Here is a 13,085-nt window from a genome sequence, read left to right as displayed (position 1 = left end):
TTATAGAAATCAAAAATCAGGAGGAAATGGAATGAGTCAGGAAATGGAATTTAAAAATATTGTGGCGCAGTACAGTAAAGTGAAACCGGAAGAGATGACAGGTGAGATGAGATTTCGTGAGGATCTGGGATTTACTTCCCTGGATTTTATGTCTTTCCTGGGTGAGCTTGAGGATACCTTTGATATTGAACTGGATGAAAACGAAGTGACAAAAATTACAACTCTTGAGGAGGCACTTAAGCTTCTTGAGGAGCTTCAGTAGGATTTAACGTTACTGTTCCCGGAGTGAACAGTAAGAATTAACAGAGTGTCAGTTCACTGAACAGTGAAGGAGGAAAAATATGCTGATCAGGAATATATTAGAAGAAAGTGTACAGAAATTTGGCGAAGTCAAAGCAGTAAAATGGCTTAACCGAAAAGAAGTTCTGGAGAAAAGTTACAGCGAAATGATGAAAAACGTGATTTCTACCAGAAAAGGACTTCTTGCAGAAGGGTTTGAGGGAAAACATATTGCATTAATCGGAACCAGTTCTGTAGAATGGATCGAAAGCTATCTGGGAATTATTACAGGATGCGCTACAGCGGTGCCGCTGGATGCTGCACTCCCGTGTGAAGAACTGATCGACCTGATAAATCGCTCCGATTCCGAAGCACTCTTCTTAAGTCCGAAACACAGACCATATCTGGAAGCATTTCTTGCAAACTGTCCGAAGCTTCAGAAGGTGTGGATGCTCCAGAAAGAGGTGGAGGATCTGCCTTCAGGAGTGTACAGTATCAATGAGCTGAGAGATATGGGAAAGAGTGCAGCAGAAGATGCTTCCTGTCCGGATGCAGAAGCTATTGCGACTATTATCTTTACTTCCGGAACCACAGGAAAGAGCAAAGGGGTTATGCTGACACAGAATAATCTGGCATCCAACGTTGAGGCAGTTAAGATTTCAGCAGAGCCTGGAACTGCCATGCTCAGTGTACTTCCAATCCATCATGCATTCTGCCTTGTCATGGACTGGCTGAAAGGATTTTCTCAGGGGGCAACTATCTGTATCAATGACTCCCTGCTTCATATGGTCAGAAATATGAACATTTTTAAACCAGATATCATGCTCATGGTTCCGATGATGATTGAGACAATTTATAAGAGACTGGCGGCTGCTGATCCGGAAATCCCGAAGGCGGTTCTTGCAGAAAAAGTATTCGGCGGAAAACTGCAGACGATTTTTACCGGCGGGGCACATCTTGATCCGTACTATATTGACCGTTTTGCAGAATATGGCGTTCAGATACTGGAAGGATATGGAATGTCGGAATGTTCTCCTGTTATCAGTAATAATACACCGGAAAATCATAAACCGGGTTCTATCGGAAAACCACTTGAGAATGTGGAGATAAAGTTTGAAAACGGGGAGATTCTGGTAAAGGGTACAAGTGTTATGAAAGGGTACTATCAGATGCCGGAGGAGACAGCGGAAACACTGAAGGATGGCTGGCTGCATACAGGCGACAAGGGCTATATGGATGAAGATGGATACCTCTTTATTAACGGTCGTGTGAAAAATCTGATCATTCTCTCCAATGGGGAAAATGTATCACCAGAAGAACTTGAGAACAAGCTTGCGCTGAACCCGCTTGTTGCGGAAGTGATTGTGACAGGTGAAGAGAATGGTCTGACAGCACGCATCTATCCGGAACAGGCAGTTGTGGAGGCAAAGGCACTGGATACTGAGATGATTCGTTTACAGCTTCAGGCATTTCTGGATGAATACAATAAAAATCAGCCGACCTACCGTCGTATTACAGGTCTGGTAATCCGGAAAAATCCGTTTATACGCAGTACAACAAAGAAAATCAGGAGACAGGATGTCCTGATTGATGAGCCACAGGCATAAGAAAAAACCCGTCTGAGTGAATTGCTTAGACGGGTTTTTCTTATGCCTGTTTGAAAGAGCATTCCCGCAATCTGCACGCCCCACTTTGTGGGAATGCTTTTACAAACACGTCAGGATAAAAGTGGCAGCATGCCAGTCAGAAAAACCTGAGTCAGAATCTCTGCAATGACTTCTGGTTCAAGATCAAAATGATCCCGGGTCCATTTGTGAAGAACACCGATCGTGCTGCCGATCGCACAGGTGATCACATAAGATATTTCCTCTTTTGTGTGTCTGCCGGGTCTGGCACTGGAGGTAGTAGCGGTGACATAGTGATGAAGCATAGTCAGCATTTTTTCAAAGAGATCATTCCCATGGGGTGTGCTCAGAAGACTGGACAGGAAAGGATTTTCCATTGTATAGCGGCAAATTGTCAGAAAATAGGACTGACAAATATCGCGGTCATTTTCAGGATGAAATTTTTCCATTATAGAAAAAACATCCTGGATCGTCTTTTCCTCAACAGCGGATACAAGAGAGGGGATGTCTTGATAATGATTATAAAAAGTGCTTCTCGCGATACCGGCTGTCTTAGTGATATCGGATACTGTGATCTGATCAGGAGTTTTTTTCTTTAGAAGTTTAAAAAAAGCACCCAGGATGGCTTCATCCGCCACAGAATATCTTTCGTCAGAAACTGGATTTTGCATAGTCGATTCCCTCCCAATATTTTATCAATAAAAGTGTCAAAAAGTCTTTTGCCACTCATATCATGTATATATGGAAATTAACATTTCCAGAAATTGCATTGCCGGTGGCAATTCCGGAAAATGTTTATTTCTCTATTTCATAGGCAGGAATCAATATACATGCGCAGAAGTTTTCCAATGGCTGGAAACATTTGATAATAAGTTCACGATGAATCCTGGCACTGTAAGTCTTGAGACGACAGCTTCCGCCATTCACGGCAACATCTGTATATGCGGCAAGGAGCTTCTTATCTCCGTTGGGAAATACCTGATAAAAAGACTGGTCAAGTATTTCCTGCACATCCATGCCTTCCAGAAGAAGCATTTCTTTATTGCAATAGCGGAAAACGAAGTCAATTCCAGTTCCGTTTTTATTAAAAATCAGTTCGATTACACAAAAAGCAAGGGGCATATCATCTAATACAGAAAAACGCGTACGAATATTTGGAGATAAAGTCTTGGCAGGATCCTGATGCAAAGATTTGTTCAGAAATTTGTGAGTGGCTGCGCCACGCTTACGTCCTTCCAGACGTACGCCATCCTTCATATGATAGGTGCAGTTCTCAATATGATCAATCTGTCCTCTGGAAACCACGGTGCCTTTATTTATGGAAATATAATCATAAGGTATAAGAATTTCATATAAATCTTTGACTGTGATAAAAGTTTTCACAACTCGTCCATCGGTCATATAAATGCAGGTCTTATTCTCCTGTCTGAGCAGATATTTGATATTACTGATATGGATATTGTTTTTCCTTAAAAATTTCATGATTTTTTCATCCATATAAATATCCCTCCGGTTATTAGTGTAAGGTAGAAAATGTCAGGTTACTATATTTCTGACATTGCTATCTGCAGATAATGAAATAAGTATACCATAAACGTAAAGATTTTACCAGTGTAATTGGGTAAAATATAAGGCTGCATGATCTGTATGCATCGTGATTTGTTTTGTGTGAAAAGAGCGCAGAAAATCCGGTTTTTTCAGATGAAAAAATGCACGGATGTTATAATTGAAAAGTAAATTTTGTGATAATTTCACAATAAAAGACGATATTTTCGAAAAAATTGAAACAAATAAATATATCATAAATACTGTAAAAAGACAGGGGTTTTGGAATTAAACGTCTTTGCAATAAGTAATTAAAAAGGTATCACAACCGGAAGTGAAAGGTTGCGATACCTTTTTTTGCGTCAAACTGAAAATCGTTTTACCAGATTTGCCGAAACTTCAATTTTACAGGTATGCTGCCGGGGTTCGTTTATTTGAGAGAGAAGCTCTCTGGCGGCAACCTGTCCCATATAATGACGGGGGATGCTGATACTGGTAAGGGAGGGGTCGATAATACGTCCTTCAGAGATATTGTCGAAGCCTACAATTGCCACTTGCTCCGGCACCTTGTAGCCTCTGAGCCGCAAGGCCTTGATAGTTCCGATTGCAATCAGGTCATTGTCCGCAAAATAACAGTCTGCCAGAGCATCCCCTCTGTCAATAATTGCAAGCATATCTGCCATTGCACCATCAATGGTTGGAGAAAGCTGGTGAATGATACAGCGGGAACGGGACATACCGTTATCATGGACAGCATGATAAAATCCCTCCAGACGCTCTGAAAAGTTGCGGAGAGGGTAAGCAGACTGCAGGTATCCAGGCTGCTTCATTCTCAGGCTGATCAGATAATCGGTAGCCAGATAAGCTCCCTGACGATTATTGGGAACGACATAATTGCAGTCAAGGTTTTCAAAATAGGCGTCCAGAATCACTACCGGAAAAGGAAGCTTCAGGAAAGGCCGAACCATTTCTTCCCGCATTTCAGTCCCAAACAAAATAATTCCCACACAGTCAGTAGTTCTTAAATCCCCCAGATAATGCTCCAGGTTATCCCTCTTTTCATAAAATGTGATTACTTTCAGTTTATAATTATCTTTCTGCACTACGGATTCCATACCCTCCACCATAGCATCAAAAATAGGAGAATAGGACATGATGGCATTATGGGAACGATAGCTTACCGCGTAAATGCTTCCAGCTTTATTTTTCTTTAGAGAAAGTCTGGTAAAGTCATAGCCGTATTTTTCAGCAGCTTCTACCACCATCCGGCGGGTTTCCGTGCTGACTCCGGGCTTATTGTTCAGCGCCATGGAGACGGCAGTCTGTGAAAGATTCAGTTTTTCAGCCAGTTCTTTTGCGGTAATGGACATTTGCGGCACCTCCCAGAGTAATAATTGCAAAGCAAAAAGATAAAGTTTCACCAGTTTTTAGATGTAAAAGGATTTCCTGTGGAAACTGTTCATATTTCTTTGGCAGAAGTTTTTTCTGTTGTATATATTGTACTTCTTAATTGAAAAATAAACAATATATTTGTGAAAAATAAAGCGAAAATAAAGTCAAAAATACTTTATTTTTTATTGGAATAAAGCTGAAGGAGACCTATACTAGAGCTATGAAGAAAAGCAAACAGAATATCTGGGTAAGTAATAAAAAAAGATTTTATAGCTAAGAAAAAACAAAAGAAAATAATAAATATAAACAAGGAGGAATACCAGAATGGCAAAGATCAAAATCGGCTACGCGCCAACCAGACGAAGCATTTTCAGTGCACCGGACGCAGTTAAGTATCGTGGACTTACTGCAGACAGATTAAAAGAATTAGGAATCGATTTTGTAGACATCACAGATGTAAATGACGAGGGTCTTCTTTATGACGAGGCAGGCCGCATCAAGATTGCAGAGAAATTCAAAAAAGAGAAAATCGACGGACTTTTCCTTCCGCACTGCAACTTCGGAACTGAGTTTGAATGCGCAAGACTTGCAAAAGAGTTAAATGTACCGGTTCTTCTGTGGGGACCTCTTGATGAGAGACCAGACGAGAACGGTGTTCGTCTTCGTGATACACAGTGCGGACTTTTTGCAACAGGTAAAGTCCTCAGAAGATTTCGCGTTCCATTTACATATATGACAAACTGCAGACTGAATGATCCGGTATTCGAGCGTGGCCTTCGTGATTTCATGGCTGTCTGTAATGTAGTAAAAACCTTCCGCAACATGAGAATTCTTCAGATTTCCACAAGACCATACGAGTTCTGGTCCACCATGTGCAACGAGGGTGAACTTCTTGAGAAATTCAACATCCAGCTGACCCCAATCCCAATGCCAGAGCTGACAGATGAGATGAAGAAAGCAAAAGCAGAAGGAACAGAGGTTGCAAAGGTTGTAGAATACTGCCGCCAGAATATGGAAATCTGTGTAAAAGACAACGAGCTTGAGAATGTAGCAGCTCTGAAGGTTGCTATGGGAAATCTTATTAAGAAATACGGCTGTCAGGCAGCTGCTATCCAGTGCTGGAACCAGCTGCAGAGCGAGATCGGAATTATGCCATGTGCAGCAAACGCACTTCTCAATGAAGAGGGAATTCCGGTTGTATGTGAGACAGATATTCACGGTGCAATTACCGCTCTTCTTGTTGAGGCAGCAGCACTTGATGACACAAGAAGCTTCTTTGCAGACTGGACCATCCGCCATCCTGACATTGAAAACGGCGAGCTCCTTCAGCACTGCGGACCATGGCCGATCTCTGTTGCAAGAGAGACACCGAAGCTTACTTATCCGCTGGCCTTCAGCCATCCGGGAAGCATTACAGCAGAAGCAAAGCATGGCGAAGTGACATTGGCACGTTTCGACGGTGATAACGGAGAATACTCCATGCTCCTTGGAAAAGCAAAAGGCGTTGACGGACCGAAAGGTATGGGAACTTATCTCTGGGTTGAGGTTGAGAACATCAAACGTCTGGAAGCCAAGATTGTAGAAGGACCATACATCCATCACTGTGTAGGTATCCATAAAGATGTAGTTCCGGTACTTTACGAGGCATGCAAATACATGGGAATCACTCCTGATTTATATGATCCTATTGAAGAAGATGTGAAAGCATATTTAAGAGGTGAATGAGAATGGAAAATTTAAAGGCAAAATCTTTTGACTTGAGAAAAGATACTGTAGATATTATCGTTGCCGGAAAGGGCGGTCATATCGGCGGCGACATGAGTGTGATCGATACTTTGATGAGCCTGTATTTCTGCCAGATGAACATTTCTCCGGAAAACATGGATGACCCGAATCGCGACCGTTTCGTACTCAGCAAAGGTCATTCTGTAGAGGCTTACTACGCTGTACTTGCAGCAAAGGGCTTTCTGGACCTGGAAGATATTAAAGCACATTTTTCAAAATTTGGCTCCAAATATATCGGACACCCGAACAATAAGCTTCCTGGAATCGAGATGAACTCCGGTTCTCTGGGACATGGACTTCCTGTATGCGTAGGCATGGCTCTTGCAGGCAAAAAAGATAACAGAGATTACCGTGTTTACACCGTAATGGGTGACGGTGAGCTGGCAGAGGGGTCTGTATGGGAAGGCTTCATGGCAGGACATCAGTACAAATTGGACAACCTTTGTGCAGTAATTGACCGTAACCGTCTTCAGATTTCCGGAAATACAGAGGACGTTATGGGACATGATGATCTCCATGAGCGTATCCGTTCTTTCGGATGGCATGTGATCGATGTAAAAGACGGAAACGATATTGACCAGTTAAATGCTGCTTTTGAAGAAGCAAAAACTGTAAAAGGCAAACCAACCGCTGTAATTGCCAACACTGTAAAAGGCTGTGGCTCTTCCGTAATGGAAAACAAGGCAAACTGGCATCACAAGGTTCCAACACAGGAAGAATATGATCAGATCATCGCGGATTTTGCAGCAAGAAAGGAGGCCGCTCTTCATGAATAAGATTCCAAATAGACAGGCCATCTGTGAAGTTTTGATGGATAAAGCAAAAGAAGACAAAGATATTATGGTGCTTTGCAGCGATTCCAGAGGATCCGCTTCCATGACACCATTTGCAGATAATTTCCCGGATCAGTTTATTGAGACCGGTATTGCAGAGCAGAATCTGGTAAGTATTTCCGCAGGTCTTGCAAAATGTGGAAAGAAACCATTTGCATGCTCACCAGCCTGCTTCTTATCCACAAGAAGCTACGAGCAGGCCAAGGTTGATGTGGCATACTCCAATACAAATGTTACTCTTATCGGTATCAGCGGCGGCATCAGCTACGGCGCACTTGGAATGAGCCATCATTCTGCACAGGATATCGCAGCTATGTCCGCAATCCCGAATATGAGAGTTTACCTTCCAAGTGACCGTCATCAGACAAAGCATCTGATCGAGGCACTGTTGAAGGATGAGAAACCATCTTATATCCGTGTGGGAAGAAATCCGGTTGAGGATATTTATACAGAAGATAACTGCCCATTTGAAATGGACAAGGCAACTGTTCTGAAAGAGGGAACAGACGTGGCAATCATTGCCTGCGGCGAGATGGTTCGTCCGGCATTTGCAGCAGCAAAGTTACTGGAGGAGCAGGGAATTTCCGCAACTGTACTGGATATGTACTGCGTGAAACCTCTTGACACTGAAGGCGTTATCAAAGCTGCCAAGAATGCAAAGGCAGTGATCACGGTAGAAGAGCACGCTCCATTTGGTGGACTGGGTTCTATGGTTGCACAGGTTGTTGGTGCTAACTGCCCGAAGAAAGTGCTGAACATGGCTCTTCCGGATGCTCCGGTTATCACAGGTAACTCACAGGAAGTATTTGATTACTATGGATTAAATGCTGAGGGTATTGCGAAGAAGGCTGTGGAAGCTCTGAAATAATAATTAAATAAGAAACAAATTTAAGCGTGACTGACAGACTGCAAAGTGCAGATCCGGTCAGGCACGCTTATTATTTAATTACAAAACAGACTTAAGGTACAGCGATGTTGATTTTAGAGAATAGAAAAGTTTAAGAGGATAGTAAACATGGCGAAATATATTATTAGTATTGATCAGAGTACCCAGGGTACCAAGGCGCTCCTTTTCGATGAGACAGGAAGCATTATGCGCCGTACCGACCGCCCTCACAGGCAGATCATCAATGAAAAAGGCTGGGTGTCTCATGATCCGGAGGAAATTTACAGCAACGTCCTGGAGGTTGTGAAAGAGCTTCTGGAGGGAGTAGAGAAGGAATATGTGGTTGGTCTGGGAATCAGCAACCAGCGTGAGACCTCCCTTGCCTGGAACAAGGTGACTGGCAAGCCTTATGGAAATGCAGTTGTATGGCAGTGTGCCCGTGCCGTGGATATTTGTGCCCGTGTGGAAAAGGCTGGCGCAGCAGAGCTGATCCGCCAGAAAACCGGAATGAATCTTTCCCCATATTTCCCGGCTTCCAAGATCGCATGGCTTCTGGAAAATGAAGAGGGCGCAAAAGAGGCGGCAGAACGTCACGAAATCTGCCATGGAACGATTGACAGCTGGCTGGTTTATAAGCTGACAGGGGGCAAAGAATACAGAACCGATTATTCCAATGCTTCCAGAACACAGCTTTTCAATATTTTTGACCTGAAATGGGATGAGGAAATCTGCGGATTATTTGGCATTGATCCGGCAAATATGGCAGAGGTTACAGATTCCGACGCCTGCTTCGGCGAGACGGATTTCGAGGGACTTCTTCCTCATAAAATCCAGATCCATGGCGTATTGGGAGACTCCCACGGCTCTCTTTTTGGTCAGGGATGCCTGCAGCCAGGCATGATCAAATCCACTTATGGAACCGGCTCTTCTATTATGATGAATATTGGTGAGAAGCCAATTCTCAGTACCCATGGGGTTGTTACTTCTCTTGCGTGGAAAATCGGCGGCAAGGTTAACTATGTGCTTGAAGGCAACCTGAACTATACAGGCGCTGTGATTACCTGGCTGAAGGACGATCTTCAGATCATTTCTTCTCCTGGAGAGACCGGTAAACTGGCGAAAGAGGCCATTCAGGAGGACAGCCTGTATCTGGTTCCTGCATTCAGTGGTCTTGGCGCGCCTTACTGGGACAGCGAGGCGAGAGCTTCTGTTGTAGGCATGAGCCGTACTACCCGCAAGGCTGAGTTTGTAAGAGCGGCACTTGAATGTATTGCTTATCAGATTACAGATGTTGTACAGGCTATGTCTGAGGACGCTGGTGTTCCGGTGAAGGAGCTTCGCGTAGATGGCGGTCCGACCCGAAACGACTATCTGATGCAGTTCCAGAGCAATATTGCAGATGCCGGAGTTCTGGTTCCGGATTCCGAGGAGCTTTCCGCTATTGGACCGGCCTATGCGGCAGGATTGCAGCTTGGTGTCTGGGATGAAAGTATCTTCGGAAAATTGAACCGGGTTTCCTATAAGCCGGACATGGATGCCAAGAAACGAGAACAGAAGTATGCCGGATGGAAGAAGGCTGTGGCTTCGGTGATCACAAATAAATAACAATTGGTATTTAAGATGGTTTAGTCCGTCTCCTATATGCAAGCCCCATGAACAAGCTGACCTATAAAGGGTCAGGACAGTGCTCATGGGGCTTGTCCTATGTCCATAAAATTCTGGTTTCTGACTACTTGTAAGAGGCGCAGGCAGTTTCATTTATCTGAAAAATTTACATAATGGTCTGAAAAATGAATATACCAATGAAATTGAAAAGACTTTATAATGAAAAACAAGACGAAAGAGCAAGCTCCTTCTGATAAACTGCGAAGCAGTTATTCAGTTATGAGCAAGTAGCGAAGCGGACCTGGAATATCCGCTTGATATAGATTATGTAGCTGGAAAGAGAGGTTGAATTAAAATGCATGGAATTACGTTGACGAAGGCTCCTGCAGATTGGGAAATTTTGCAGCAGGAGAATGGTAAGGCATCTGTAGCTTTAAAGGGAAACTTTCAGGTTCATCCGGCAGCAATTGAAGTGGGTGTTGAAAGGGTTACTCCGGTTGTGAGAGTTATGCGTGAGGATGACAATATGACGGTGATTCCCTGGACAAATGCAGATCATTTTACATGTAATGAGAAATTTCAGGGGGAATTTGAGGTGACACTGGAGATTCCGGCCGGGGGACCTTACAGGATTGACACCAGCCTGGAAACAAAGAGCACTGTTCCGGATCTTACATGGCTCTATCGTGGAGATTGTGTGCTCCATCTGGGAGTAGGAAACCTGTTTATTATTGCAGGTCAATCTAATTCAGCGGGATACAGCAGGGATTTTTGCATTGACCCACCTAGCATGGATGTGCATTTGTATCGTAACAGAAACAAGTGGGATATTGCAAGCCACCCTATGAATGAAAGCACTTTTGCCGGATCTCTGGCCAATGAAGAGATGGGTGTGCCGGGAGTATCTCCTTATCTTGCGTTTGGAAAGACTTATGGGAAAATGACGGGAATGCCTGTGGGATTGATTCAGACCTCTCTTGGCGGTTCTCCTATGGAAAGATGGAATCCAAAGGACGGAGATTTGTACTTAAATATGTTGGACAAGATTCATCAGACCGGGGGAAAATATGCAGGAGTGCTCTGGTATCAGGGATGCTCAGACACCAATCCGGGACCGGCAGAAAAATATCTGGAGCATTTTAGGGAGTACGTGGAAGCAACCAGAAAAGAACTGGGATATGAGATCCCGTTTTTTACCATGCAGCTGAACAGACAGATCAATGGAATCAATGACGAGTGCTGGGGAATGGTGCGTGATGCTCAGGCAAGAGCAGCGAAGGAGATACCGGGAGTTTCTGTTTTGACAACTTCCAATTTAAGCCTTTGCGATGGAATCCACAATACAGCACAGGCTAATGTAGCGCTTGGAGAAAAGCTGGCGAAGCAATGTGCCCATGTGTTAAATGGAAAGGAAGAGTATCAGCCGCCTGAGCTTGTAAAGGTTGAAAGAGCAGACGAAGCGGAAAGAAAGAGCTTCCAGCTGGAGGGAAGCGGAATCTGGCTGAAGCTTACCTGCGATCATGTTAAGAATTGCTTCCTGGTTTACTCAGCAGTGGGAAAAGACAGCGGATTTACTTTGACAGACAGTGAGGGTGAGGTGGAGATCCTTCATATTCGCGGAAACAGAGAGAACAAAAATCATCTTTATCTGGAATTGGCACGAGAAGTGGAGGATGAAGCAGAGCTTTCCTTTGTATGGCAGGCAGATCCGGTTAAACAGCCACCAGTGGACGAAGTGACCTTTTTGCCGCTTCTGTCTTTCTATAAGAAGTCAATAAAATTGTAATAAATTCAGCCTGCCCATGGCAGTGCAACAAAAAACGCCTGCGGGCAGAATGGAGTATTGGAAAACATGAGAGAGGTCAATTGGAACAATGTAAAAAGAGAAGCACCAAAGTGGTTTCGAGATGCAAAGTTTGGATTATTTTTTCACTGGGGACCATATAGCGTTCCGGCATATCAAAACGAGTGGTATTCCAGAAATATGTACTGCAAAGGCTTGGAGCAGAACCAGTATCATGAGAAAACCTATGGAAGTCTTCATGACTTTGGCTATAAGGACTTTTATGATATGCTCAAAGGAGAAAAATTTGATCCGGATCAGTGGGCTTCTCTTGTAAAGCGTTCCGGCGCAAAATATGCCGGTGCAGTTAGTGAGCATGCAGATAATTTTTCCATGTGGGACAGCGCAGTTAATCCAATTAATAGTATGAATTATGGTCCTCACCGTGATATTGTGGGAGAATGCACAGAGGCCTTTCGCAAGCAGGGAATTCGTACAGTGGCAACCTTTCACCACCAGTGGTTGTGGGGATGGTTTATGTCAACGGATAATGAGGCAGATGTGTATATTCCGGAAAATGAAAAATATTACGGTCCTGCACTGCCTCTTGAGACAAATCGCTATATTCCTTATCGCTATCCTGACGAAGCATTTTGCAAAATCTGGCGGGATAAGGTGTTGGAGGTTATCGACAAGTATGAGCCGGATGAGGTGTATTTTGACAGCCGTACCTGCATTATCCAGGAAGACTATCGCTATGATGTAGCCGAATATTATTACAACACCAGAGAAATTAAGGACGGAATCATTACATACAAACAGGAGGATTATCCTAAGGATATCGGCGTTTATGATATTGAGTGCGGAAGATTTTCTTCCCCAAAGGACTTCCCATGGCAGTCTGACGACCGGCTGGAGGATAACATTACCTGGTGTATGGTACAAAATCCCAAATATAAATCAGCAGAGCGGATTATCCATCAGCTTTGCGATATTGTTTCCAAGAATGGAAATCTTTTGCTAAATGTAGGTCCATATGCAGACGGTTCCTTCCATCCCGATGCAGTGCGTATTTTGGAAGAGATCGGGGACTGGCTGGCTTTAAACGGTAAGGCAATTTATGAGACAAGGCCATTTAAGGTGGCAGCAGAAGGTCCTACTACAGTAGATGATGCCAATTATGATGTGGGAAAAATCCAGGAGCAGCTTGATAAGGGCGATGCTGTTGATGTGCATAGTGATACTCTTACTGCTCAGGACTTCCGTTTTACCACACATGGCGATGCTCTTTATGCGATTGCATTTGGCTGGCCAGAGGACGGAGAGTTCTGTATCCGTACACTTCGTAAGGG

General features: G+C 43.7%; 11 protein-coding genes and 1 pseudogene. 8 read left to right on the top strand and 4 right to left on the bottom strand.

Annotated elements, in window-relative coordinates:
* Positions 1 to 31 precede the first annotated feature (31 nt).
* On the top strand, positions 32 to 262 hold the full coding sequence (locus tag AB5706_RS17515) for an acyl carrier protein (RefSeq protein ID WP_173770817.1): 231 nt from the start codon (positions 32 to 34) through the stop codon (positions 260 to 262).
* A 79-nt stretch (positions 263 to 341) separates the two neighbouring features.
* Entirely contained in the window at positions 342 to 1,886 is a 1,545-nt protein-coding gene (locus tag AB5706_RS17510) for an AMP-binding protein (RefSeq protein ID WP_237963758.1), read from the top strand.
* Between the two features lie 32 nt (positions 1,887 to 1,918).
* Here AB5706_RS17510 and AB5706_RS17505 read toward each other — a convergent pair.
* The 4 genes and pseudogenes from AB5706_RS17505 to AB5706_RS17490 form a co-directional block, all read right to left on the bottom strand.
* Positions 1,919 to 1,981 (bottom strand): annotated as a pseudogene (locus tag AB5706_RS17505) (DUF6783 domain-containing protein); the annotation flags it as partial.
* A gap of 15 nt (positions 1,982 to 1,996) precedes the next feature.
* Complete coding sequence (locus AB5706_RS17500) at positions 1,997 to 2,575, bottom strand: TetR/AcrR family transcriptional regulator (protein WP_368366229.1); 579 nt, start codon at positions 2,573 to 2,575, stop codon at positions 1,997 to 1,999.
* A 124-nt stretch (positions 2,576 to 2,699) separates the two neighbouring features.
* Positions 2,700 to 3,401: a PAS domain-containing protein gene (locus tag AB5706_RS17495; protein WP_173715701.1), complete on the bottom strand. Its 702-nt coding sequence runs from the start codon at positions 3,399 to 3,401 to the stop codon at positions 2,700 to 2,702.
* A 410-nt stretch (positions 3,402 to 3,811) separates the two neighbouring features.
* Positions 3,812 to 4,819 (bottom strand): LacI family DNA-binding transcriptional regulator, encoded by a 1,008-nt coding sequence (locus AB5706_RS17490; protein ID WP_173770814.1) that lies wholly within the window; start codon positions 4,817 to 4,819, stop codon positions 3,812 to 3,814.
* A gap of 346 nt (positions 4,820 to 5,165) precedes the next feature.
* On the opposite strand from AB5706_RS17490, the gene AB5706_RS17485 reads away from it, so the two are divergent.
* The 6 genes from AB5706_RS17485 to AB5706_RS17460 all read left to right on the top strand — a co-directional run.
* Positions 5,166 to 6,566: an L-fucose/L-arabinose isomerase family protein gene (locus AB5706_RS17485; RefSeq protein ID WP_118577679.1), complete on the top strand. Its 1,401-nt coding sequence runs from the start codon at positions 5,166 to 5,168 to the stop codon at positions 6,564 to 6,566.
* Positions 6,567 to 6,568: 2 nt separating this feature from the next.
* On the top strand, positions 6,569 to 7,402 hold the full coding sequence (locus AB5706_RS17480) for a transketolase (RefSeq protein WP_173715704.1): 834 nt from the start codon (positions 6,569 to 6,571) through the stop codon (positions 7,400 to 7,402).
* Positions 7,395 to 8,327, top strand: a complete 933-nt coding sequence (locus tag AB5706_RS17475; RefSeq protein WP_148461454.1) for a transketolase family protein — start codon at positions 7,395 to 7,397, stop codon at positions 8,325 to 8,327. Before AB5706_RS17480 ends, AB5706_RS17475 begins: the two co-directional genes overlap by 8 nt.
* A gap of 147 nt (positions 8,328 to 8,474) precedes the next feature.
* Positions 8,475 to 9,950 carry a glycerol kinase gene (locus AB5706_RS17470; protein ID WP_148461455.1) on the top strand — a complete coding sequence of 492 codons (1,476 nt, stop codon included), beginning with the start codon at positions 8,475 to 8,477 and terminating at the stop codon, positions 9,948 to 9,950.
* 355 nt (positions 9,951 to 10,305) lie between these two features.
* The gene (locus AB5706_RS17465) at positions 10,306 to 11,736 is read left to right on the top strand and encodes a sialate O-acetylesterase (RefSeq protein WP_148461456.1); all 1,431 of its coding nucleotides are present in this window, start codon (positions 10,306 to 10,308) and stop codon (positions 11,734 to 11,736) included.
* 66 nt (positions 11,737 to 11,802) lie between these two features.
* Positions 11,803 to 13,085, top strand: a 1,283-nt coding sequence (locus AB5706_RS17460; protein WP_368366227.1) for an alpha-L-fucosidase, incomplete at its 3' end; no start/stop codon positions are given.

Source organism: Ruminococcus sp. RTP21484sp1_RTP21277st1_D2_RTP21277_210401, assembly GCF_040924225.1.
Lineage (GTDB): Bacteria > Bacillota > Clostridia > Lachnospirales > Lachnospiraceae > Blautia_A > Blautia_A faecis.
Note: the sequence above shows the minus strand (reverse complement) of the source record. Positions and strands in the feature narration are given on the sequence as shown.